The sequence below is a fragment of the Streptomyces sp. NBC_00207 genome (genome assembly GCF_045160965.1).
In the GTDB taxonomy this organism is placed as follows: Bacteria; Actinomycetota; Actinomycetes; order Streptomycetales; family Streptomycetaceae; genus Streptomyces.
In genome coordinates this window covers 3,326,439-3,347,063 of record NZ_CP130715.1, presented here as the reverse complement: position 1 = coordinate 3,347,063, position 20,625 = coordinate 3,326,439, and the positions used below count along the sequence as shown (strand labels likewise).

Below are 20,625 nucleotides of genomic sequence, written 5' to 3'. Positions count from 1 at the left end.
CACCCACACAAGGAGCCGCACCGTGCGCGCAGCACTGCAGAGCGAGATCGGCCAGGACAAGCTCGAAGTCGTCGACGACATGGAGGCCGTGGGCTTCGGCCCAGGCAAGGTCAGGATCCGCATCAAGGCCACCGGCCTGTGCCACTCCGACCTCTCCGCGATGAGCGGCGTACTGCCCCAGCCCGCCCCCTTCATCCCCGGTCACGAGGGCTCCGGCGTGATCACGGACGTCGGCGACGGGGTCACCAGCCACAAGATCGGCGACCGGGTGCTCGTCTGCTGGCTGCCGCCGTGCGGGCACTGTCCCTCCTGCAAGCGCGGCCAGGGGCACCTGTGCCTGGAGGCCTTCGGGAACGTCGCCACCCCCAACTTCAAGCGGGCGGCCACCGACATCTTCGGCTTCGCCGGCACCGGCACCTTCTCCGAGGAGATGGTCGTACCGGCCGCCTGCGCCATCCCGATCCCCGACGACCTGCCCTTCGACATCGCGGCGCTGATCGGCTGCGGCGTCACCACCGGGCTCGGCGCGGCCATCAACACCGCCAAGGTGGAGGCCGCCTCGTCGGTCGCCGTCATCGGCTGCGGCGGCGTCGGCATATCCGTGATCCAGGGAGCCAAGGTCCAGGGCGCCGCACAGATCGTCGCCGTGGACCCGGTCGCGTCGCGGCGGGAGGCGGCGCTGCGGTTCGGCGCCACCGAGGCGGTCTCCCCCGAGGAGTTCGCCGACGCCAAGAACCGGATCACGGCCGGCGAGGGCTTCGACTACGTCTTCGAGGTCGTCGGCAAGTCCGCGACCGCGCAGAAGGCGTACGAGATGACGCGGCGCGGCGGCTCCGTCGTCATCGTCGGCGCGGGCGCCCTCGACGACAACTTCCAGATCAACATGTTCTCGCTGTTCTTCGACGAGAAGAAGATCCTGCCGTCGATGTACGGCGGCGGCGACGTGCTCCGCTCCTACGAGCGCACCATCGCGCTGTGGCGGGCCGGCCGCATCGACCTGGAGAACCTGATCACCCACCGGGTGAGCCTCGCCGAGATCAACGAGGCCCTCGACCAGATGCGCACGGGCGTCGCCCTGCGCACCTGCATCGAACTCTGACCGCCCGTTCTGCCGAATCCGAGGGGAACCGTACGGATGTCACTGCCACTTGAGGGACTCTCCGCCATCGTCACGGGCGCGGGCCGCGGGCTCGGCCGGGCCGAGGCGATCGAGCTCGCACGGCTCGGCGCGAGCGTGGTCGTCAACGACTTCGGCCAGCCCGGCCGCGACGGCTCGGGGGAGGCCTCGGCCGCCCCGGCGGAGGAGGTCGCCGCGGAGATCCGCGCCGCGGGCGGCCGGGCGGTGGCGCACCTGGGCGACGTGGCCGACTTCGAGCAGGCGCGCGAGCTGGTCGAGCTGGCCGTGAGCAGCTTCGGGAAGCTCGACATCCTGGTCAACAACGCGGGCATCCTGCGCGACCGGATGGTCTTCTCGATGTCGGAGGAGGAGTGGGACTCGGTGATCCGCGTCCACCTCAAGGGACACTTCAACACCACCCACTTCGCCTCCGTGCACTGGCGCGAGCGGTCGAAGGCGGCGGGCGGCCCGGTCTACGGCCGGATCGTCAACACCTCCTCCGAGGCCTTCCTCGGCGGCTCGGCCGGCCAGCCGAACTACGCGGCGGCCAAGGGCGGCATCGTGGGCCTGACCACCTCGACCGCCCTGGCCCTCGCCAAGTACGGGGTGACGGCCAACGCCATCTGCCCGCGCGCCCGCACCCGGATGACCGAGGACGTCTTCGCCGGGTTCGAGGTCCCGGAGGACGGCAAGCTGGACGCCCTGGCCCCCGAGCACGTCTCCCCGCTCGTCGGCTACCTGGCCTCACCCGCCTCAGCCAAGGCCAACGGCCAGCTGTTCGTCGTACACGGCGGCATCGTCGTCGTCATGGAACGCCCGAAGGTCGCCGCCAAGTTCGACACGGGCAAGGAGGCCTTCTCCTACGAGGAGCTCGACGAGGTCCTGACCCCGCACTACGACTCCCGCCCGGCGAACGAGACCTTCGCCGCGACGGAGGTCCTGGGCCTCAAGCACGCCTGACGCCGGCAGCCTGCCGGCCACCGTGGTCGGCCGACCGCCCGCCGGCAACCGCAAACGACTGCAAGGTGCCGGATGAATCCTGCGCCGGGGCCGCCGTCGGCCAGATCCTGACGATCGCCGACGGCGGCCATCACGGCGTGCCCGGCTTCGCCCGCCTGCCCCATCTCACCCTCGCCGGACAGACGAACTGAACGCTCACCCGGTCTTGCCTGCGTCCGGCAGGTCGAACCGTCCCTGCGTAGCGGCATCCAGCATGCCGGTCTTGCGCGCCGCCCATTCCTCTGCGGAGCCCATGAAGCGCAGGGCCTCATGCCTGGAACGGATGCTGGACGACCCGAGCATGGTGGCGATGAAACCGACCCGAGCCAGATCGTGCATGCCGCCTGCAGGTCTGAACGTGCCCTGCTCGACATCGTAGATGTCCGCGAAACGGCGGATAGACGGTCCGCGGACGAAGAGAGTGAAGGCAGCCTCTTCGCTGGCAGCATTGCGAACCTGATGGGCCTGGTCCCATCCCTTCACATCCACATCGCCCCGCGCGAGCGAATGGGTCTTGACCTGCGTCAGTTCGGCCGTGCCCATCTCTTCGTCGCGACTCGTCTCGCGGAACGCACGTTCCTCATAGGAGCCCTTGAGCAGCAACGTGACCGCAGGGTAACGATGATTGTGCACAGGCCCGAACTCCGCATCCCCTGCGCCGCAAGGATGGAAGCGGTGGACCCGCACCACGAACCTCTCCTGCGGGTCCCGGTACAGAACGAACTTGTCTCGACGCTGGTGGGGAAACTCGGAATGCGGCACCAGCTCGTCCATGAGCTTCGACGATCGCGCGATGGCAGAAAATCGCTCCTGAACAAGACTGGGATGACGGGCCAGTTTCTCGCGCAGGAAATCGCCAACCCGCCATACCACGCTGTCATCCTCGGACGCATCCCAATCGACGTCCGAGGAAAGGAATCGCACCACGCCGTCGAAGTCGTCCATCACTTCTCCTCGCTATGTGAAAGCGGCAACGTGGAAGCTCGCTTGGTCCACAAAAGAAGGTAGCTGATTCCGCCGGCCGCCACGCAGAGCACTGCGGGCAGTATCAGTGTCATCTCGGAACCGATTGCTGCCAGGCCGCCGACGAGCAGAGTGCCGACGGGAACACACCCGATGGTGACCGTGGAGAGCACGCCCACCCATCGCGCGCGGTCGTTTCCGCTGGTGGCCGACCGGACGTAACCCATTGATACGACCGTGAATGACGAATACGCTGCACCACATACGAACGCGAACGCGCAGTAAACAGCCAACCGGTCACTCATGCCCATCAAGAGCTCAAATGATCCAAAAATTACGACAACCGCACACAGGCTTCTTGCCCCTGAAAGCTTCGCCCCCAGCCACGGGCCCAGTATTCCGCCGACAGCAACGGCAGTCGAAATTACCCCGAAATCCATGCTGCCAGTGACCGACAGCCTGTCCAGGGACAACAGGTTCGTGACGGGAAACTGATATCCGAGCGCGCCGATACAGAATCCCATAGCCAGGACCGGGAGAAGAGTTGCGCCGAGAGACGGACTCCCTGCACCGCCCTCAGGCTTCGAACCAACGGCCTCGGCCACCGCGGGGTCAAAGAACTTCAGGGCAACGATGAAGACGAGCCCAAAGCTGGCCGCGTTGACCAGGAACACGCTTCCGATAGGGAGAACCGCGATGAGCGCTCCACCCGCCAGCGGTGCCACTGCCGAAATGCCGCGACTTGTGGACGTGAAAGCCGCGTAACCAGTCGAGAAACTATCCTCCAGGTGATTCATCAGAGATGTCTGACGTGAGGGGACCTCAATGGCCTGAAGCACTCCGATGGAAATGGCGTACAGCACGACAATGAGATAGTCGGGCATCCCGAAGAGCAATATCGCGGCGCCGAAGAGAGAGCAGGCCACTGCTTCACCCAGAAGGCATGTACGCCACAGGAAGTTAGCCCCCCACCGGGCGGCCATACGTCCATAGAGTGGGCCGACGACCAGGAACGGAAGGAACAGAGCGCCAGTGACCGCGGCAAAGTAGTGCGGTGCCAGGCCCATCTGCTGAGGAGACAGCGTCAGCCAGCTTAGTGTCAAAATCTCGATGGCCGTGCATCCGTTTGAGAGCGACTGCGCCGCAATGAACGAAACCGTTCCACGAGGCAAAGCGCGAGGATGAGAATCGGCTTGTCTCTGGAACAGGATCACGTTATTGCCTTAGAGAGAGACTGGACAGCCCAAGGATGCCGCAGGTGGGTCTTCCGCAAGAGCTCCACCAATGCATGCTCGGCCGGCAGCAGCGGCTGATAGTGCCCGGACGCTCGCGTCACGAATACTGCCGGCTCGCGGGTTTCCGTAAAAGACAGAAACATTTCTCCGGCGCATATCACGGATTCCCCACGGCTGACCAGCATGGGATGCTTCACAACTGTCGACCCGAAGCGCGCCCCATGCATCAGCTCAGTAAAGGACAGAGGGTTCCTGAAAACCCGAATCCCGCTGGTCTCCGAGGCGGCGTAGAGGAGCCCTATGTCGCAGATTTCGCCGCACTGATGCAGGGCCGCCAGGAAGGCACCTAGCAAGGCCCGTCCTGTATGCATATCCGAATCTTCACCCGTGAAGACGTATGACTGATGCCCGTTCTCTCCCGCGCGCGCGGTGATGATTTCGCGCTCTGGTCGCGGAGCCATCGTCATCCTGCCGAACAGGGAGTTCAAGCGGGACCGGAGGAACTCCAGCGAAGGGCGGACTTCTTCGTGATGCGACGCGGAGTCGACACTCGTGTATAGCCGAAACATCTCTGTGAGAGCAGCCCAGGTGACAATACAGGTGGCCTTGGAGACTGGCCCGAAGGCTGCGGATGCGGACATATGAGATTCATCGAACTTGGCGATGATCTCGAATGCCCTTCCGGTGGTGCGAGGCTGGTCGGGCGGCTCAAGAACGTCATTGGCCATCAGATCAGCCAACCGGCTCACGTTGTTCAGCGGCAAAAGAGAGAACAGTTCTGCCATCCGATGGACCAAGCCATGCTGCGCGCGATTTCCACCGGCGCCTCGTGAGCCGCGTTGAGTGCCTCGAGGATGGCATCCATAGACTTGATGCTGGTCTCTTCCTGCGGATTCATCTTCGCCCCCTTTCGTAGGTTCAGAGTTGCTACCGGGGCGGCTCCCCGGCTCTCTGTTCGAGGACCGTATCCGGCTGCAAGATCAACGTCAATGACATTAGCGTCCGCGGGTTCACAATCGCGATGACCCATTGGGGGCAGGTTTGCCTACGTAGTCAGGAGTGTTCGGATCCGGGCTTGCGGCCGAATTCGCGGGCCGGAATGTGAACCCGACTTCACGCAAGATGTAGTTTTCAGCCAGAGTCCGATGGGTTCGGAATCCCGCTCGCAGAGGCGGTCGCCGAGTCGATTTCGGCTGCACTCGCGGGGCATAAATGGACTGATTCCCTAGGCGTTACCGGGGTTCGCGGCCTGCCCGGTCCCGGCGAGGCCGTCCCGCAGGCGGACGACACGGGCGCGGTTTCAGGACAGTTCCGATGCGCCGGCACAGACGCATCGGACGTCACCGAGGCCCCGGGACGGAGGTCCCGCCATCGGCGGCCACGTTCTTCCACCGGCGAACCTCGATCGCAAGCCGGCGTTCGCAACAGGCTCCGCCGCCGGCGAGGCGCACCGCTCGGAGAGGGGCCGACGGCCTGTCAGCGCAGGGGGGCCTGCTGGAGAGGGACCGGGCGAGGGGCCTGCTGCGGCGGCGGGTCCAGGCGGACCGGCGGGGGAGGGGAGTCCGGCAGGGCCAGACCGACGATCCCGCAGGGCACCTCCGGGGTCGCGTACGGGAGGTGCAGGCGGCCCTGCGGGCTCCACAGGCCCGTACCCCCGAGCCAGCCGGCCGGAGCGGCCAGCCGGAACACGTGCCGGTCGGCGGGGCGCCACAGACCGATGTCACCCTCGGGCAGCCGCAGCGCCACCCCGCAGGTCTCCGGCATCAGCGCCTGCCCCGGCTGCGCGGCGAAGGGGAGCGCGTCCCCGAGCCGCAGGCACTCCGGGAACCGGACCGGGCGCGAACTGCCCAGCACCCCCCAGCCCAGGCGCGGTTCGCCCGGGGCGTCGGAGCGGATCAGCAGCAGCCCGCTGTCCGGGTCCGCCAGCAGCAGCCGGTCGTCACTGTCCTCGGCGATCTGCAGCAGCGGGGACACCTCACCGCGCCCCAGGTCCACGGCGACGGCCTTGGTCGCGCCCTCCAGCTCCCGGTCCAGGGCCAGCAGCCGGCCCGCCCGGTCCAGCCACACGCCACCGGAGCACCGCCCCGGGATCCGGGCGACCGGCTGCGGCCCGAAGGAGCACCCGGCCACCTGCCAGACCGTGGTCACCCCGTCCGCCGCGGCCAGCGCGAAGGCGCAGGATCCGTCCGGGGACGGCGGGAGCAGGCGCACCCGTACGCCCTCCTCGGCGTCCACCGCGCCCAGCTGCAGCTCACCGGTGCGCGGCCCGGCCGCCGCGCCCGTCGGGTACAGCAGCGCGAAGGCGTGCCGCTCCGCGACCCGCCGGTGGATCAGCACCCGCCCGTCGGCCAGCGGCAGCACCTCGCTGTCACCTTCCTCGGGCTGCGCGAGCGGCAGCGGAACCGCATACGGCTCGGGCCCGGCCAGGGTCCAGCGCTCCACGAAGCGCGCCTCCCCCTCCCCGGCGAGCCGGGCGGCGTACGACCCGTCCGCGGCGATGGTGAACGCCGCAACAGCCACAGCACAGGCAGTCATTCTTCATGTCCTTCGTGGAGAGCGCGGAGATCTCTTCGACGGGGGTGCCCGTCATGCAGAGGGCGTGGGCCCTTCGGGTCGGTTGGCGTAGGCGTAGCCGTCGGCCCGCTGGAGGAGGCGGAAACGTTTGTGGCGAATGCCCTGGACGAGACCGCGTGCGGTCCTGATGTCGAAGCTGCCGCCGGCGCGGACGGCAATGCGGCCGGTGTGAGTCCCGGTGTTCTTGCCCGTGGGCACGACTGCGCGGGCAAGGTCCCCGGTCTGGTACCCGAAGAACCGCTTCTGCCTGGGCAGGCGGAGGCGGGGGAAGCCGTGCTTGTCGGTGCGGGTGCGGCTGTACGAGCCGCGTCCTGTCGCGGTGACGACGAGGACGCGCGCCGGGGCGCGGTCAACGGCCTGGAGTTCGCCGACGCACAGGACGTCGAGTGTGTGGCTCTTCGGCGTGCCGGTCCGCAGCCGGTTCCACTTGGTGCGGCTGCCCGATGCCGTGCGCACGGTGGGGAACGCGGCGTCGAGGGCGTGCCACAGAGCCCAGTGGGTGGCGTTGACGGCGGCCGCGTCGTGGAGCGGGGCCTTGGCCTGGGCGAGGACGAGGGCCAGTCGCTCCGGTGACTGCCGGAGGAAGTCTTCGACAGGCTGGTTGGACTTGCCCTCGTTGCAGGGGACGCAGGCGGTGCACAGGTTGGAGATGCGGTCGCTGCCTCCGCGTGAGCGGGGGTGGATGTGGTCGATGTTGAGGGGGACTCCGGTGGTGCCGCAGTAGGCGCAGGCCTTCCCCCACTTGGCGAGGAGGTATGCGCGGGCCTCTGTGCCGTAGAGGGTGCCGTGCCGGTGGTCGACCCCCGCCAGTGCTTCGCCCTTGGACACGGCATGGGTGTCGAACGCGACTCGCTCCACGTGCACCGCGCGGACGGGTGCCCAGCGGGCGAGCCGTGTGGTCCACGACACCGTGGTGTCCACACGGTGACGCAGCGAGGGGGCGAGCCAGCCCGCACGTCGGGCTCGATTGGAGAAGCGGGGCTCGCGATGGCGCAGGTTGCGGGTGTGCCGGCCGCGGCGGTAGGCGCCACGCCGGGTGAGCGCGTCCCGTATCCGGCTGCCCCGGTGGGCGAGTTCGATGGCGTAAAGGCCGCGGCGGTTGCCATTCCTGGCCGTGAAGACGGCGATGCCGGTCTGCTTCGATCCGGGGTCGATCCCGACTTCCACACCGTCGACCTGTGACTGGTCCGCGGAGCGGTCCTTCAACCTGATGACGAACGGGGTGTGCCGGACCACGACCGCCCGGCCCTGATGGAGAAGCTTGCGGGCCCTGGCGGGGCTGGTCGGTTGCAACGGTGTGTGGTGCCGGTCCAGGACGAACACGACAGGGTGACCCTCACGGGCCTTCTCCCCCACCTTGCGATGGGGGGTGACGCCGTCGATGCCAGGTGAAGCACCGGCGGTCTCCCCTCGCACATGTTCCACGCCGGTTGCCGCAGGGCGGCGTCCGAGTCCCGTTTCGTCCCCGGTCCGGGGGGTGTCTGCTGACTCGAATTCCAGAGCGGCCCGCTGAGGAAGCACGGGCCGGTGGGTCTTCTCGCCTACGTGGAACGTAGCCAACTTCCTTCACCTCGACATGTGTGCTGTTGGCTGATGCTGGTACCGGCGGCCCTCGACAGGAGCAGCAGATCGGCTCCATTTGTCGGAGGGGGATCCCGGTACCCGTGCGTCACCTCCGCGGTGAAGCTAGTTTTCGGGGTTCCTGCCGAACAACACCACCAACCCGGCTTCACACATACGGGTGTCCGGGCAGCGATTCGTTTGTGGTGGGCGAGGTGATTGTGCTGTGCGATATCTGGGCGTTTAGGGTGAGGTGAGGTTCAGGTAAGCCTTACCGGATCCTCCGTTCGCCCTCCGCCCCACCCGCAGGGGTTCTGACCTGCCCCTCCGACGCCGCGGAACCGCCGCCGTCGCCCTCGCCGCCGACGAGGTCCTCGACGAAGCTGCGCGGCTTCCCGGTCAAGCAGTCCGGGCGGGTCGTGGTGACGGGGACGGTAGCCTTGGCCCGTGCCCCGTCTCTCTGAAGTCATCGCAGCGCTGGACGCCCTCTGGCCCCCCTCGCGGGCCGAGCAGTGGGATGCCGTCGGAACCGTCTGCGGCGACCCCGAAGCCGAGGTCGGCCGGGTCCTGTTCGCCGTGGACCCCGTACAGGAGATCGCCGACGAGGCGGTGAAGCTGGGCGCCGACCTGATCGTCACCCACCATCCCCTCTATCTGCGGGGCACCACCACCGTCGAGGCCGGCACCTTCAAGGGCCGCGTCGTGCACACGCTGATCAAGAACGACATCGCCCTGCACGTCGCCCACACCAACGCCGACACCGCCGACCCCGGGGTCTCCGACGCCCTCGCCGGCGCCCTCGACCTGCGGATCACCGGCCCGCTGGTGCCCGACCCGACCGACCCCGAGGGCCGCCGCGGCCTCGGCCGGATCTGCGAACTGGACCACCCCGAGACCCTGCGCGAGTTCGCGGCCCGCGCCGCCGCCTGGCTGCCGCAGACCGCGCAGGGCATCCGCTTCGCGGGCGACCCGGACGCCCTCATCCGTACCGTCGCCGTCAGCGGCGGCTCCGGCGACAGCCTCTTCGAGCAGGTCAGGGCCGCGGGCGTGGACGCCTTCCTGACCGCCGACCTGCGCCACCACCCGGTGTCCGAGGCCCGCGAGCAGAGCCCGCTCGCCCTCGTCGACGCCGCCCACTGGGCCACCGAGTGGCCCTGGTGCGAGCAGGCCGCCGCGCAGCTCGACGCGATCTCCGAGCGCAAGGGCTGGGGTCTGCGCACCCATGTCTCGCGCACGGTCACCGACCCCTGGACGGCGCACGCGCCGTCCGTCACACACCCTTCTATCCCTGGAGCCCCCAACTGAACGCCGAGCCCGCCGACCAGATCCGACTTCTCGACGTCCAGGCGCTGGACGTCCGGCTGTCTCAGCTCGCCCACAAGCGCAAGTCGCTGCCCGAGCACGCCGAGCTCGACTCGCTCACCAAGGACCTGACGCAGCAGCGCGACCTGCTCGTCGCCGCCCAGACCCAGGCCAGCGACACCGCGCGCGAGCAGACCAAGGCGGAGCAGGACGTCGACCAGGTGCGCCAGCGCGCGGTCCGCGACCAGCAGCGGCTGGACTCCGGCGTGGGCATCTCGGCCCGGGACCTGGCGAACCTGCAGAGCGAGGTCGTCTCCCTCGCCAAGCGCCAGGGCGACCTGGAGGACGTGGTCCTGGAGGTCATGGAGCGCCTGGAGGCCGCGCAGGAGCGCGTCACCGGGCTCACCGAGCGCGTCTCCGCCCTGGAGGCCAAGGTGGCGGACGCCACCGGGCGCCGGGACGCGGCCACCACCGAGATCGACGCCGAGGTCGCGAAGGTCACCAAGGACCGCGAGGTCATCGTCACGTCCATGCCGGGCGACCTGATGGCCCTGTACGAGAAGATCCGCGTCAAGCAGGGCGGCGTCGGCGCCGCGCGCCTGTACCAGCGCCGCTGCGAGGGCTGCCGGCTGGAGCTGGACATGGCCGAGGTGAACGAGATCAAGGCCGCCGCCCGCAACCAGGTCGTACGTCACGAGAACTGCGGCCGCATCCTGGTCCGTACGGCGGACTCGGGCATCTGATGCAGAGGCCCGTCGGGTTCGTCGTGGAGGCGGACGGCGGGTCCCGGGGCAACCCGGGGCCCGCCGGCTACGGCGCGGTCGTCCTCGACCCGGCGACGGGCGAGACGCTGGCCGAGCGCGCGGAGTACATCGGCATCGCGACTAACAACGTGGCGGAGTACAAAGGCCTGATCGCCGGGCTCAAGGCGGCCCGCGAGCTCGCGTCGGACGCGCAGGTCCTGGTCCGGATGGACTCCAAGCTCGTCGTCGAGCAGATGTCGGGCCGCTGGAAGATCAAGCACCCGGACATGAAGCCCCTGGCGGCGGAGGCGGCGAAGATCCTGCCCCGCGCGCAGGTCACGTACGAGTGGATCCCGCGCGAGCAGAACAAGCACGCGGACCGGCTCGCCAACGAGGCGATGGACGCGGGCAAGCGCGGCAAGCAGTGGGAGCCGTCCGACTCCACGGCCGCCCTGGACGCCTCGGCGGCCCGGAGCCTGGCGGTCCCGCCGCCGTCCGGCCCGCCCGGGGACGCCGCGGCGGGCGCGGCAGCCGTACGGGCAGCCCTCGCCTCCGGCGGTGCCACGGCCGCCCGCGGCGCGGCCGAGCCGGCTGCCGCCGACACGCTGTTCGCGCCGGACGAGGCGCGCGTCGCCGCCCGGGCAGAAGCCCCGGGCACGGCCGGCGCCGGCGGTACCGGCTGGGGCCCGGACATGGGGGCGCCCGCCACCTTCGTACTGCTCCGGCACGGGGAGACCGCCCTCACCCCGCAGAAGCGCTTCTCCGGCAGCGGGGGCAGCGACCCCGAACTGTCCCCGGCCGGCCGCCGCCAGGCTGCCGCCGTGGCCGAGGCGCTGGCCGCCCGCGGCACCGTCCAGACCGTCATCAGCTCCCCGCTGCGCCGCTGCCGCGAGACGGCCCGGACGGTCGCGGACCGCCTCGGCCTGACCGTGACGGTGGAGGAGGGCCTGCGCGAGGTGGACTTCGGCGCCTGGGAGGGTCTGACCTTCGCCGAGGTGCAGGAGCGCTTCCCGGACGACCTCCAGGCCTGGCTGGACTCCCCGAAGGCGGCCCCCACGGGCGGCGGCGAGAGCTTCACGGCCGCCACCCGCCGGATCTCGGCCACCCGCGACCGGCTGCTGGCCGCGCACGCGGGCCGCACGGTCCTGCTGGTCACCCACGTGACCCCGGTCAAGATCCTGGTCCGCCTCGCCCTGGGCGCCCCGCCCGAAGCGCTGTTCCGCATGGAACTCTCGGCGGCCTCCCTCTCGGCCGTCGCCTACTACGCGGACGGCAACGCCTCGGTGCGCCTTCTGAACGACACGTCGCACCTGCGGTAGGCCTCGCCGGCCGGGGTGGCGGGTTCGGCCGGGGCCGGGTCGGCTGGCTTCGCCGGTTCGGGCGGGGCCGGGGCCGGGGCCGGCGGCCGGGTCGGCTGGCTTCGCCGGTTCGGGTGGGGCCGGGCGCGCGCCGGGCGTCTCCTCGGGCGCCGAACGTGGCGGGGGGGCGGAGGGCCGAGCCACGGTGCGTTCGACGCCCTGCGGGGAGCGCCCCGGCACACACCCGTCCCCTGCGGAGAACAGAACCGCCCCGGACCGGTGAAAGCGGTTCGGGGCGGAAATGGCAGACGAGCCGGCCTGTACGCCGGGTTCTGTCGCCCGGTGACCTCGCGGTCTGCGACGATCACGTCCAGCTACCTCACGTAGGGCGTGACCTGCTGAGATTAAGCTTGATTGAGTGAGATTGAGCTTGATTGAGTGAGGCATCTGAGTCTCCCCTGACGCCCCCCACTCCCCAGATTCTCCCCAGCTGCTCCCCAGGGCGAGGGCCTAACTGCCCAGATGGCCAGGCTCGTAGCGCAAGCCGGCTCTCATCGCCGCCCGCATCCTCTCCGCTTCGAGGTCCAGCACGCAGGCGCGGCAGCCGCGGATGTCAGCCTCGTCGCCGGCGCGGGGATGGAGCGTCCCAAGGTGGGTTGTCTGGGTTGTGCCGAGTGCGGGATGGCGGAAGCAGGCGCCTTCCCGCCACTGATAGAGGGCGAGGATCTCCTCGGGCTCCATGGGGCGTCTCCCGCCGATAGAAGTGCGTCGATCGGTCGACCGACCAACGTTGATCACAAGATGCCGCAATTCTGCTGCTGACAAGTTGATCTTGCTAGGTTGACCTGGGCTGGTGCCGCCCGAACAAGATCAGTGGATTCGCGACGCCCAGAAAGTGGTGGGCGACCGCATTCGCGTAGCCCGGATTCACGAGAACCTGACCCAGGAGCGACTGGCGGAGCATGCCGGCATCGACCGCTCAACGATCCAGCGCCTTGAGGGCGGCACGACAGACGCAAAGATCAGCCACCTGTTGCGCATCGCCTGCGTCCTCCGCGTCTCAGTGAAAAGCCTGCTGCCGCCGAACGCGTAGGGGAACGTTTCGGCCACGTACTGCGATTGCCCCAGTCTGCATGTCCCATGCACGTGGGGCTAGTGGGTTCGCAGATATATGCATGCGCACCCTGCCTTCGACCTGCGCAAATGTCACCAACCGTCAGGTTCTACCTAGTGGTTGACTGATGTTCGTTCGAACATACGACCGACAAAGTTTGTTGAAGCAACCACAAACCTACCGGCCGGTCGCCTGTCCGGTTCCCGCCCGCCCCGTAGCCGCCGCATCGGGACGGGCGGGGGCTCATGGATGCGGCAGCCGACACGCCCGCGGGAACCACCACTGCACGCGGTCGGCGCGGCCGGCACGCTGCTGGCCGAGGTCGACCGCGGTTCCGTTGTCGAGGCACACCCCGCAGTACACGCAGGCCGTACCGCGAACCTGCTGCTCTGACAGGTCACTGACGGACGGGAGTGGGCGTTCCGGGGAGGGAGGCGGCTGGCTCATGCCCGTACTCTGCCGTGCCTCTGGGGACGCTTCTACCCGCACTTCGGGGACACCTGGGACGCTTCCCGGTAGCGTCACCCGCATGCCCGCACACGCCTTCCGGGGGACCTCGTGAACGTCGCACTCAGAGACGCCCTGAGACATGCCGGGGTGACCCGGGAGGGCCTGGCCCGTAGGGTCGGCGTGTCAGGAAAGACGGTCGACAGGTGGCTGGACTCGGAGCGAGTCCCGCACCCCAAGACGCGGACGGCCGTCGCAGAGACGCTGGGAGTGAGACCGGAAATGCTGTGGTCAGAAGCCTTGGGCAAGGTTCTCAAGACTGGACCCGACCGGGAGATCGTGGCGTCGTACCCGTACCGGAACCTCTGCCCGCCGACGGTGTGGTCGTCGCTGATTGACGGGGCGCGGCGCCGGATCGTCATGGCCGGCTACACGAACTACTTCCTGTGGCAGGAGCAGCCCAAGGCCGCGGAGCGCCTGCGGGCGAAGGTCGAGGCCGGCTGCCAGGTGCGGTTCATCGTCGGGGATCCAGACTCGGAGGTCACCCGCAAGCGCGAGCGGGTGGAGGACGATCCGCTGACGGTCAGCGTCCGCATCCACATGACCCTGGCCAAGCTGCGGAAGCTGGGCGCGTTGCCCGGGCTGGAGGCCCGCTTCTCGGACGACCACATTGCGCTGTCGGTCTTCCTCTTCGATGACGAGATGCTGGTGACGCCGCACATCGCGAACCTCCTCGGCCATGACTCCCCGATGCTGCACCTGCGCCGGCTGCAGACGGACGGGATGTTCGACCGGTTCGCGCAGCACGTGGACGCGCTTTGGGAGGGCGCCCGGCCGGTTCCGGATGTCGGTGACGGCTCGTAGCATGACGGCATGATCCGGTCCGCTGAGCAGGTGAACGAGGAGATTCGGGCGCTGCTGCAGGACGGCGCCAAGCCGCGGCCGGAGGATCGCGACCGCTACTACCGGCTGGTGGTGGAGTGGGCTGCGGCGGTGCGCGCCGAGCAGGAGCTCGCGGCCTAGGATCAGCCGGTGGCAATCGAACTGAACGACGACCTGATCGCGCTGCGGCAGGCTGCAGATGACGCTCATGCCGAGGTGCGCCGGCTGCAGGAGGATTACGGGCGGCCGACCGAGGGCGGCTGGACCGAGGAGCAGCACCTCGCATGGAATACGGCGGTGGCTGCCTGGCGGGACCGCGCGGCCGAGGTCCAGCAGGCCATCGCCGATCATGCGAAGGCGACGGGGCAGGATCGCGGGAAGTTGGAGGCCGCGGTGAACGCTGCGGTCCGGCATCCGAAGCCGGCCGACGAGGGCTGACAGTGCTCCGCCCCGCTAGCCGACGCATCAACGGCAGGCGGGGCGGTGCGCACCAGCCCAGCAGCATCCCCGCTAGCTAGAGCCGATGTGATGTGTCCACGCTAGTCCCCGGCGCTGACAATGGCGTGCGCCGATCGTCGTAGAATCGAACTTGTGTCCGACTATCCGCCCGACCTGCCCCGCCTGCACACCCTCGCGACGTTCCTGCGGGTGCAGCTGGCCACGGTCGAGCGGCTCATCACCGCCGAAGAGCAGCGCCTCGCCGCGGATGCCGCGCGCCGGCCGCCGCCCCCGCCGCCGGACTGGCTGATCGAGCACGGCATCGGCGTCGGCCGCACCCCCGTCCGCGTGCACGTCGGTGACTGCTGGGACACCCGATCCCGCTGCCTGCCCGCGGACCGGGACGGTGCCCGCCGGGCCCTCGCCGACGGCGTCGAGGCGTGCACGCACTGCCGGCCGGACACCGCGCTCGGCGTGCTGGACTGACCGTGCCGTCGCAGGCTGGACGTATGGCCGATCAGACGCAGGTCCACGTCCACCCCGTCGCCCCGAGCGGCGGCCGACGGGTGACCGTGCACGCCCACGGGACCGACGCAATCCTCGGCGTGGCGTACAGCATGGGGGACGTCGTCGAGTTCCTGCGGCGGGCCGGCTGGGCGGACGAAGCGGACTGGCCGCCGATCATGTGGCGTGGCGGCGGGCCCACCGTCTGGAGCACCGACGGCGCCGAGGGATAGACGCGCGGCGACCCTCCCGTGGGGAGCCGGGAGGGCGACGGGCCCGGGATGGTCCGGAGCCACACCATACGCACGGGGTGGGGCGGGCCGGTAGGCATATGACAAGGGGAGACTCCGCTTTGGTTGGGGGTGGCTCCCCGCGCCCCGCTACTGTCCCGCCATGGACATAGGCAGCTACATCACTCTGGGAAGTGGCTCGTTCGTCGTCGCCGCTGGAGCTCTCGGGATTAGCTACGCAGCTTGGCGAACAAGTCGGCAAGCCGTAGCCGAGGCGCGGCGGTCGGCGGACGCGGCCGAGCGGCAGGCTGCTGTTGCCGCGGAGACGTTGGCCATGCAGCGAGAGGCGGCCCGCCCCCGCGTTGCGCTCCGCATCGAACGCCTCGGAGCGGGCACCTGGCAGCTCGCGAACGAGGGGCAGGCCCCAGCAGAGAACCCAGCGCTGCATCCCGCCGATGTGGACTTGGTCGCCTGGGAGGATCCGCTCGGTGCCATCCTGGCGCCGGGAGAGGTGCGGCGCCTGAGTGCCAGGTACATGGCGGACACGCCCGCGGTCCTGCGGTTCACCTGGGACGGCCAAGAGGAGCCGGTGCCGGTCCGATGTCCTGACCGCGGCTAGTCGCACGAGAACGCCCGCCCCTTTGCGGGGCGGGCGTAGCGCATAACGACTGACTCAGTGCTACAGGCCGATGCCCTCGGACGCTGCATCCGTCCAGGCGTCGGCTTCCTGGATGTACCCCCAGAAGACCGGCGAGTTGGCGGCGTGCCCGGATTGGGCGCGGATCTTCTCTTCGCGCTTGCCGGCCTTGCGGGCGGTGGTGATGAACCCGGACCGCATGGAGTGTCCGGTGAGCCGGACTGCGATGCCTGCTCGTTCGGCGCTGCGGGCGATGACTTCGCGGCAGCCGGCGGCGGACATGGCGCTGGTGCCGATCTGGCCGTGGACGTCGATGGGGAGGAAGGCGGGCCCGGCGGTGATCCCGGCGGCTGCGCGCCAGGTGAGCCAGGCTCGGACGGGGCAGGTGTCGGGGTTGCTGCCGTAGGCGACTCGGACCTTGCGGGCGGGGCGGGCTTTGACTGAGGGGACTTGGACGTCGAGGCCTTCGCTGACGAGGGTGATGGCGTCGGCGCGGAGGGCGGCGACTTCGGCGGAGCGGCCTGCCATGCCGAAGGCCATGAGCCAGAGGGCGCGGTCGCGGAGGCCAGTGAGGCTGGCGGGTGCGGCGTCGGCCATCTGTTGGAGCTGCTGGAGTGTGGCTGCGGGTGCTTTGCCTCGGCCGCGGGCGACTCGGTCGGGGTCGGCCTTGAGGGGCTTGAGTGCTTCCCTCGCGGCAACGGTGGCTTCCTTCGGCACCTCAACGCCCTCGGCTCGGGCGGTGACGGTTACCCCGGTGATCCTGCGGTCGATGCTGTTTGGCGCGGCCAGCTTCACCGTGTCGAGCCAAACGACGAAGCCGACGAGCGTGCCCTTGGTGACAGCCGTCAGCGGCAGCCGGTGGCCGGTGCGTTCGGCGAGCCAGTCGTGGAACTCTCGCCAGAGGTTCCAGTCGTTGCGGTACCCCCGCTTGGTGTTGTGGGGCCGGATGGCGTCGAGGTGTTCCTCGGCGGCTTGTTCCATGGCGGCGAGGACGGCGAGGGTCGCCGGGTCGTAGGCGGCCGGGGCGCGGTTCGGCTGGTACGGGATCAGAGGGGCGTCGGTCACGCGGCTGCCCTCTTGCCTGCTGGCCACGACCAGCCCATCCGCGCTCGGTGGTTCTTCCCCTCGTGCCCGGCAGGCAGGTTGCAGGGGCGCGGTGCGTACTGCGACGGCACCTGGTCAATCGGTCCGCCGATGCTGCCGCACTCCGGCTCGCCAGGGGAGGCGAAGTCGCGGAACCAGTCCATGTGGAGGACGGCCGTGGACTCCTTCTCGTAGCACTCGTGCGTTGCGCAGCCCCCGCACAGCGCGCACTCTGCGCACTCGTCGATGCGCCACGGGCCGAGCCGGAGCAGGCACGGGGAGTCGAACACGGTGTCCCATGTCTTCTGGTCGTCCATCACGCCGCCTCCGGGTGGTTGGCGAGGAACTCGTGTCGGTAGCCGCCCAGCTCTGCGATACGAAGCTGGTCCTGCTGCCAGCTGGACGGGCCGCCCTCTCCGTCGAGGGAGTCGTTCCAAGCGGGGAGGTAGTCCGGGTGATGCCGCCACATGCGGGTGAAGTACCGCATCGTGGAGCAGGGGAAGCCGCAGGCAGGGTCGCAGGTGAAGCAGCGCGCCCAGGACTTGCCGTCGGAGTTGACGTATGGGGAGTGCTGGACGACGGCGAGGCGGAGCGAGATGACGCGGTCGACGGCCACGTCTCGCTCGGTGCTCGCCGGAAGAGCCTCGGCGGCGGCGAGGTCTTCGCGGAGCCGGGCGTGCACGAAGTCCTCGGCTCGGAACTCCCAGAGCCAGTTCGGATCGTCTGATGCAGTCACGGCTTCCACTCCTCGCGGTAGTCGGGGCGGCTGGCGTAGGGCAGGGCGAGGAGGCGGAGCGTTGTGCAAGCCTCGTCGCCTGCGACCTCGGCGTAGTTGAGCTCGTATCCGGTCTCGTCCGTCATGGAGCAGCTGTGCCCGGTCGCGTCGGAATGCAGGGCGACGATCCGGCGCTTGGCGTCGACTTCGGCGAGTACGCGGGCGGGGTCGTGACGCGAGACGTGGTCGATGATGTCGCCCAGCCATAGGACGTCTTCGCCAGTCGGCTTCCACGGCCCGTCCTCCAGCTGGATCACTTCGCGGAAGGCTGGGCCGTCTGCCACCACGCGGGCCATCCATCCGCGGTCGGACAACTCCCAGGGCGAGGGATAGAACTTCTCCATGAGCTGGGCGGCGCGCTCGTCATCGGCGAGGCGATCCCGGAGGAAGTTGATCAAAGCTTCCGTCATGCTCAATTGTACCAATTCTGGGCGCCGATATGGCATCTTATCGAGGTCGCACCTGAGTTGAGGGCACAGCAAAACGCCCCCACCGCCGAAGCGATGGGGGCTGCTCGCACTCCAGTTCTCTCACACGTCGATGTGGTGGAGGTAGTCGCGGACGCGGTCCGGCATCGGAGGCGGCGCCGGCGGCTCCAGCCCGGCTTTCCGAACGAAGGCAACCAGGGACCGGACTCGGCCGACGAGGTACTGGAGCGCCTCGGCCTGGTCGCCGATGAGTTGGCGCTGGTCGTCCATCTCTTCCTTCAGATCGTCGATCCGCTCGTTCAGCGCGTCCTTCACCGTGGTGAAGTCGTCACGGTTCTCCTGCCGGCGGGAGCGTCGTGCCGCCCGGCCGGCGAACGCGCTCGCCACTGCCGCCGCCGCGGTGAGTCCGACTTGGGCCCACGTTTCAGTGCTCATAGGGTGGCTCCGCTTTCTTGGCGCGGGGCGGCTCGGGCCACCCTGCGACCACGAGGACCGGGACGGTAATCACCGCCCACACGGCTGCTGCCACCCAACCGCGGGGGAAGCCCCCGCTGATCCAGGCGGCGAGGTACGACGCCATCCACGGCACCACGATGAGTGGCAGCACGATGAAGGCAATGGCGTCGCGGCCCGGCGGAGCCCACGCACTTACAAGAGCCACGATGCCCGCGGCGATCCAGCACCAGCCCCACCCGGAGAGAGGCATGATCGACAGTGCCGTCGCGAGCCCGCGCTGGTCGGGCTGGGGAGTCGTCAACTGCCCGTACCCGTAGAGGAGCCAGACCAGCCCGTAGCTCGTGAGGATGGTGCCGCGGCGGCCGAGCCTGCGCTTGAGCCGCCGGACCGCCCGGCACCTCACCTACACGCCCGAGAGCGGGCGGGCGACCGCGGCGGCCGGCGCCGGCGCGGTGATCTGCGTCCGGTCCCACATGGCCACGACGGCGGCAGCGGCTGCGAGGACGACGGCCTGCTGTTCGGCAGACCAGTCGAGGCCGAAGCCCACGGCCAGCGCGAGAGCAGCCTGGGCGAAACCGAGGACCGCGGCACCGATCGCATCACCCGCGACCACGGCGAGGATCAGACCGACGAGCGCAGCCGCGACCGCGTTGATGACGGCCTGCTGCTCGGCGGACACGTCCATGCCGAACGCGGCAAGGAGCTTGACGCCGATGGCGACGAGGCCGAGCCAGAGCGCGGGCTCCCGATTGAACAGCTTCATGGCGTTCCTCTCAGCCCCGGAGGGCCTTGTCGTAGGCGAACAGCTGGTTGAACTCGGCGTCGTTGCCGACGGGGATCCAGTAGTCGATGACCGGCTCGCCCCAGCGGACGTACTCCGCGGCCGTGATCTGCCGGACGTAGCCGGACGGCCAGATCCCGAAGACGGCCTGGCCGTCGCCCATCTCGGGCTGCCCCTTGACGAGGATGATCCCGGCGGGCTTGGGCAGCGGGGGCGGGGTGGTGGGAGGAGTCGTCATGATCAGAGTCCGATCGCTCGGTAGGCACGCGGCCGGCGGTACCGGGGCGCGGGAACAGGGGTGGGCGGGGTGGTGGGCGTCGACGGCGGCTGCGTCGGGGGCTGAGTCCCCGTAGCGCGGGCGACGATGCCGGGGAAGATCCGCTCCTTGAACTGCTTCACCCGAGCATCACCAGGACAGTTGGTGCCGCTGAGAGCCCAGTCGGAGTGGAGCCGGTGATACCCGAAGCCCGGATCCGATGCGGTGCGGCAGACCGTCAAGGGGATGCCGTGCTGCTTGTGGAGCCACACGCCGAGACTGATGAGTCCCTCGATCTGAGCGTCGGTCCAGGGGTCGCTGTGGTCGAGGTTGGAGGCGGTCTCGATGCTGACTGCGCCCGTGCCGTCGGCCCTGCGGTTGGCCTTGTAGTTGGCGTCGGCCCGGGTCTCAGTGCCGATGTACTGGGCGATGCTGCCGTCGTAGGACTGACCGAAGTGACTCTCGAGGTTGGTGCTGTCGCGCCAGTACTCGAACGTCCGCTCCTTCGTCCAGGGGGCGGCGATGCTGTGCATGATGAACTGCGTCGGCCGGATCGCCTGCTGGTCGTTGCTTTCGGGGAGGAGCTCCATCTTGCGAGCCCCCGGGTACCAGGCCATGAGGTCTCCAGGTCAGGTGGCGACGGTTGCTTCGCCGCCGGGGTCGGGTTCTTCCGGCTCGGGCACCGGGGGGATGTCGGGCAGCTCGGGCGGGTTCTGTTCGGACAGCGGGATGGGCAGCTCGACGACGATGTTGTCGGCGCCGGGCGGCCTCTCCAGCGGTTCGGGCGGGGTGCCCATGGCGGC

31 protein-coding genes are annotated in these 20,625 nt (G+C 69.3%); 14 read left to right on the top strand and 17 right to left on the bottom strand.

What is annotated here, in order from left to right; all coding sequences use genetic code 11:
* The first annotated feature begins 22 nt into the window (after nt 1-22).
* The 3 genes from OG472_RS16090 (at nt 23) to OG472_RS16080 (ending at nt 2,268) form a co-directional block, all read left to right on the top strand.
* Nucleotides 23-1,099 carry a Zn-dependent alcohol dehydrogenase gene (locus OG472_RS16090; protein ID WP_401601629.1) on the top strand — a complete coding sequence of 359 codons (1,077 nt, stop codon included), beginning with the start codon at nt 23-25 and terminating at the stop codon, nt 1,097-1,099.
* Between the two features lie 36 nt (nt 1,100-1,135).
* Nucleotides 1,136-2,077, top strand: coding sequence for a 3-oxoacyl-ACP reductase (locus tag OG472_RS16085; RefSeq protein ID WP_362814726.1), 942 nt, complete (start codon nt 1,136-1,138; stop codon nt 2,075-2,077).
* 65 nt (nt 2,078-2,142) lie between these two features.
* A complete protein-coding gene (locus tag OG472_RS16080; protein ID WP_405829931.1) occupies nt 2,143-2,268 on the top strand; it encodes a hypothetical protein in 126 nt (41 codons plus the stop codon).
* A 4-nt stretch (nt 2,269-2,272) separates the two neighbouring features.
* Here OG472_RS16080 and OG472_RS16075 read toward each other — a convergent pair whose 3' ends face one another.
* The 6 genes from OG472_RS16075 to iscB form a co-directional block, all read right to left on the bottom strand.
* Nucleotides 2,273-3,061, bottom strand: a complete 789-nt coding sequence (locus OG472_RS16075) for a hypothetical protein (protein WP_405829929.1) — start codon at nt 3,059-3,061, stop codon at nt 2,273-2,275.
* Nucleotides 3,061-4,293, bottom strand: coding sequence for an MFS transporter (locus OG472_RS16070; RefSeq protein ID WP_405829927.1), 1,233 nt, complete (start codon nt 4,291-4,293; stop codon nt 3,061-3,063). Before OG472_RS16070 ends, OG472_RS16075 begins: the two co-directional genes overlap by 1 nt.
* Nucleotides 4,290-5,099 (bottom strand): hypothetical protein, encoded by an 810-nt coding sequence (locus OG472_RS16065; RefSeq protein ID WP_405941655.1) that lies wholly within the window; start codon nt 5,097-5,099, stop codon nt 4,290-4,292. Before OG472_RS16065 ends, OG472_RS16070 begins: the two co-directional genes overlap by 4 nt.
* Nucleotides 5,069-5,212 (bottom strand): hypothetical protein, encoded by a 144-nt coding sequence (locus tag OG472_RS16060; RefSeq protein ID WP_405829923.1) that lies wholly within the window; start codon nt 5,210-5,212, stop codon nt 5,069-5,071. The genes OG472_RS16065 and OG472_RS16060 overlap by 31 nt, the downstream gene beginning before the upstream one ends.
* A 578-nt stretch (nt 5,213-5,790) precedes the next feature.
* Complete coding sequence (locus OG472_RS16055; RefSeq protein ID WP_405829922.1) at nt 5,791-6,849, bottom strand: hypothetical protein; 1,059 nt, start codon at nt 6,847-6,849, stop codon at nt 5,791-5,793.
* 51 nt (nt 6,850-6,900) lie between these two features.
* Nucleotides 6,901-8,211 (bottom strand): RNA-guided endonuclease IscB, encoded by a 1,311-nt coding sequence (gene iscB / locus OG472_RS16050; RefSeq protein WP_405941654.1) that lies wholly within the window; start codon nt 8,209-8,211, stop codon nt 6,901-6,903.
* A gap of 684 nt (nt 8,212-8,895) precedes the next feature.
* On the opposite strand from iscB, the gene OG472_RS16045 reads away from it, so the two are divergent.
* The 3 genes from OG472_RS16045 to OG472_RS16035 are packed head-to-tail and all read left to right on the top strand — an operon-like array spanning nt 8,896 to nt 11,812.
* Nucleotides 8,896-9,753, top strand: a complete 858-nt coding sequence (locus OG472_RS16045; protein WP_383571984.1) for a Nif3-like dinuclear metal center hexameric protein — start codon at nt 8,896-8,898, stop codon at nt 9,751-9,753.
* A complete protein-coding gene (locus OG472_RS16040; RefSeq protein WP_401602473.1) occupies nt 9,750-10,493 on the top strand; it encodes a zinc ribbon domain-containing protein in 744 nt (247 codons plus the stop codon). Before OG472_RS16045 ends, OG472_RS16040 begins: the two co-directional genes overlap by 4 nt.
* Nucleotides 10,493-11,812, top strand: coding sequence for a bifunctional RNase H/acid phosphatase (locus tag OG472_RS16035; protein WP_401601623.1), 1,320 nt, complete (start codon nt 10,493-10,495; stop codon nt 11,810-11,812). Before OG472_RS16040 ends, OG472_RS16035 begins: the two co-directional genes overlap by 1 nt.
* 489 nt (nt 11,813-12,301) lie before the next feature.
* Here OG472_RS16035 and OG472_RS16030 read toward each other — a convergent pair whose 3' ends face one another.
* Entirely contained in the window at nt 12,302-12,532 is a 231-nt protein-coding gene (locus OG472_RS16030; RefSeq protein ID WP_405941653.1) for a hypothetical protein, read from the bottom strand.
* 112 nt (nt 12,533-12,644) lie between these two features.
* Between OG472_RS16030 and OG472_RS16025 the strand changes: the two genes are divergently transcribed.
* The 8 genes from OG472_RS16025 (at nt 12,645) to OG472_RS15990 (ending at nt 16,025) form a co-directional block, all read left to right on the top strand.
* Nucleotides 12,645-12,884, top strand: coding sequence for a helix-turn-helix domain-containing protein (locus tag OG472_RS16025; protein WP_405941652.1), 240 nt, complete (start codon nt 12,645-12,647; stop codon nt 12,882-12,884).
* A 270-nt stretch (nt 12,885-13,154) separates the two neighbouring features.
* Complete coding sequence (locus tag OG472_RS16020) at nt 13,155-13,298, top strand: hypothetical protein (protein WP_405941651.1); 144 nt, start codon at nt 13,155-13,157, stop codon at nt 13,296-13,298.
* A 336-nt stretch (nt 13,299-13,634) separates the two neighbouring features.
* A complete protein-coding gene (locus tag OG472_RS16015) occupies nt 13,635-14,216 on the top strand; it encodes a hypothetical protein (RefSeq protein WP_405941650.1) in 582 nt (193 codons plus the stop codon).
* A 9-nt stretch (nt 14,217-14,225) separates the two neighbouring features.
* On the top strand, nt 14,226-14,375 hold the full coding sequence (locus tag OG472_RS16010; protein ID WP_405941649.1) for a hypothetical protein: 150 nt from the start codon (nt 14,226-14,228) through the stop codon (nt 14,373-14,375).
* 9 nt (nt 14,376-14,384) lie between these two features.
* The gene (locus OG472_RS16005) at nt 14,385-14,672 is read left to right on the top strand and encodes a hypothetical protein (protein ID WP_405941648.1); all 288 of its coding nucleotides are present in this window, start codon (nt 14,385-14,387) and stop codon (nt 14,670-14,672) included.
* A gap of 153 nt (nt 14,673-14,825) precedes the next feature.
* Nucleotides 14,826-15,158, top strand: a complete 333-nt coding sequence (locus tag OG472_RS16000) for a DUF6233 domain-containing protein (protein ID WP_405941647.1) — start codon at nt 14,826-14,828, stop codon at nt 15,156-15,158.
* A gap of 23 nt (nt 15,159-15,181) precedes the next feature.
* Nucleotides 15,182-15,409: a hypothetical protein gene (locus OG472_RS15995; protein WP_405941646.1), complete on the top strand. Its 228-nt coding sequence runs from the start codon at nt 15,182-15,184 to the stop codon at nt 15,407-15,409.
* A 160-nt stretch (nt 15,410-15,569) separates the two neighbouring features.
* Nucleotides 15,570-16,025: a hypothetical protein gene (locus OG472_RS15990; RefSeq protein ID WP_405941645.1), complete on the top strand. Its 456-nt coding sequence runs from the start codon at nt 15,570-15,572 to the stop codon at nt 16,023-16,025.
* A 60-nt stretch (nt 16,026-16,085) separates the two neighbouring features.
* On the opposite strand, the gene OG472_RS15985 is transcribed toward OG472_RS15990, so the two are convergent.
* From OG472_RS15985 to OG472_RS15940, 10 genes are all read right to left on the bottom strand, one after another.
* Nucleotides 16,086-17,108 (bottom strand): hypothetical protein, encoded by a 1,023-nt coding sequence (locus OG472_RS15985; RefSeq protein WP_405941644.1) that lies wholly within the window; start codon nt 17,106-17,108, stop codon nt 16,086-16,088.
* Entirely contained in the window at nt 17,105-17,443 is a 339-nt protein-coding gene (locus tag OG472_RS15980) for a hypothetical protein (RefSeq protein WP_405941643.1), read from the bottom strand. Before OG472_RS15980 ends, OG472_RS15985 begins: the two co-directional genes overlap by 4 nt.
* The gene (locus OG472_RS15975; protein WP_405941642.1) at nt 17,443-17,862 is read right to left on the bottom strand and encodes a hypothetical protein; all 420 of its coding nucleotides are present in this window, start codon (nt 17,860-17,862) and stop codon (nt 17,443-17,445) included. Before OG472_RS15975 ends, OG472_RS15980 begins: the two co-directional genes overlap by 1 nt.
* Nucleotides 17,859-18,311, bottom strand: a complete 453-nt coding sequence (locus tag OG472_RS15970) for a DUF6221 family protein (protein WP_405941641.1) — start codon at nt 18,309-18,311, stop codon at nt 17,859-17,861. The genes OG472_RS15975 and OG472_RS15970 overlap by 4 nt, the downstream gene beginning before the upstream one ends.
* A 120-nt stretch (nt 18,312-18,431) precedes the next feature.
* A complete protein-coding gene (locus tag OG472_RS15965) occupies nt 18,432-18,764 on the bottom strand; it encodes a hypothetical protein (RefSeq protein WP_405941640.1) in 333 nt (110 codons plus the stop codon).
* Nucleotides 18,754-19,188 (bottom strand): hypothetical protein, encoded by a 435-nt coding sequence (locus OG472_RS15960; RefSeq protein WP_405941639.1) that lies wholly within the window; start codon nt 19,186-19,188, stop codon nt 18,754-18,756. Before OG472_RS15960 ends, OG472_RS15965 begins: the two co-directional genes overlap by 11 nt.
* Complete coding sequence (locus OG472_RS15955; protein WP_405941638.1) at nt 19,189-19,548, bottom strand: hypothetical protein; 360 nt, start codon at nt 19,546-19,548, stop codon at nt 19,189-19,191. It abuts the gene before it with no gap.
* A 10-nt stretch (nt 19,549-19,558) separates the two neighbouring features.
* A complete protein-coding gene (locus tag OG472_RS15950) occupies nt 19,559-19,804 on the bottom strand; it encodes a hypothetical protein (protein ID WP_405941637.1) in 246 nt (81 codons plus the stop codon).
* Between the two features lie 2 nt (nt 19,805-19,806).
* Nucleotides 19,807-20,439 (bottom strand): N-acetylmuramoyl-L-alanine amidase, encoded by a 633-nt coding sequence (locus OG472_RS15945; protein WP_405941636.1) that lies wholly within the window; start codon nt 20,437-20,439, stop codon nt 19,807-19,809.
* A gap of 12 nt (nt 20,440-20,451) precedes the next feature.
* Nucleotides 20,452-20,619 (bottom strand): hypothetical protein, encoded by a 168-nt coding sequence (locus tag OG472_RS15940; protein WP_405941635.1) that lies wholly within the window; start codon nt 20,617-20,619, stop codon nt 20,452-20,454.
* Nucleotides 20,620-20,625: the final 6 nt, after the last annotated feature.

Excerpts from the sequence above, each read along its gene's own strand:
- OG472_RS16085 (WP_362814726.1), top strand. The coding sequence starts at position 1,136 with ATGTCACTGCCACTTGAGGGACTCTCCGCCATCGTCACGGGCGCGGGC.
- OG472_RS16075 (WP_405829929.1), bottom strand. The coding sequence starts at position 3,061 with ATGGACGACTTCGACGGCGTGGTGCGATTCCTTTCCTCGGACGTCGAT.
- OG472_RS16065 (WP_405941655.1), bottom strand. The coding sequence starts at position 5,099 with ATGGCAGAACTGTTCTCTCTTTTGCCGCTGAACAACGTGAGCCGGTTG.
- OG472_RS16060 (WP_405829923.1), bottom strand. The coding sequence starts at position 5,212 with ATGAATCCGCAGGAAGAGACCAGCATCAAGTCTATGGATGCCATCCTC.
- OG472_RS16055 (WP_405829922.1), bottom strand. The coding sequence starts at position 6,849 with ATGACTGCCTGTGCTGTGGCTGTTGCGGCGTTCACCATCGCCGCGGAC.
- OG472_RS16035 (WP_401601623.1), top strand. The coding sequence starts at position 10,493 with ATGCAGAGGCCCGTCGGGTTCGTCGTGGAGGCGGACGGCGGGTCCCGG.
- OG472_RS16030 (WP_405941653.1), bottom strand. The coding sequence starts at position 12,532 with ATGGAGCCCGAGGAGATCCTCGCCCTCTATCAGTGGCGGGAAGGCGCC.
- OG472_RS16020 (WP_405941651.1), top strand. The coding sequence starts at position 13,155 with ATGCGGCAGCCGACACGCCCGCGGGAACCACCACTGCACGCGGTCGGC.
- OG472_RS16015 (WP_405941650.1), top strand. The coding sequence starts at position 13,635 with ATGCTGTGGTCAGAAGCCTTGGGCAAGGTTCTCAAGACTGGACCCGAC.
- OG472_RS16010 (WP_405941649.1), top strand. The coding sequence starts at position 14,226 with ATGATCCGGTCCGCTGAGCAGGTGAACGAGGAGATTCGGGCGCTGCTG.
- OG472_RS15995 (WP_405941646.1), top strand. The coding sequence starts at position 15,182 with ATGGCCGATCAGACGCAGGTCCACGTCCACCCCGTCGCCCCGAGCGGC.
- OG472_RS15990 (WP_405941645.1), top strand. The coding sequence starts at position 15,570 with ATGGACATAGGCAGCTACATCACTCTGGGAAGTGGCTCGTTCGTCGTC.
- OG472_RS15980 (WP_405941643.1), bottom strand. The coding sequence starts at position 17,443 with ATGGACGACCAGAAGACATGGGACACCGTGTTCGACTCCCCGTGCCTG.
- OG472_RS15970 (WP_405941641.1), bottom strand. The coding sequence starts at position 18,311 with ATGACGGAAGCTTTGATCAACTTCCTCCGGGATCGCCTCGCCGATGAC.
- OG472_RS15965 (WP_405941640.1), bottom strand. The coding sequence starts at position 18,764 with ATGAGCACTGAAACGTGGGCCCAAGTCGGACTCACCGCGGCGGCGGCA.
- OG472_RS15955 (WP_405941638.1), bottom strand. The coding sequence starts at position 19,548 with ATGAAGCTGTTCAATCGGGAGCCCGCGCTCTGGCTCGGCCTCGTCGCC.
- OG472_RS15950 (WP_405941637.1), bottom strand. The coding sequence starts at position 19,804 with ATGACGACTCCTCCCACCACCCCGCCCCCGCTGCCCAAGCCCGCCGGG.
- OG472_RS15945 (WP_405941636.1), bottom strand. The coding sequence starts at position 20,439 with ATGGCCTGGTACCCGGGGGCTCGCAAGATGGAGCTCCTCCCCGAAAGC.
- OG472_RS15940 (WP_405941635.1), bottom strand. The coding sequence starts at position 20,619 with ATGGGCACCCCGCCCGAACCGCTGGAGAGGCCGCCCGGCGCCGACAAC.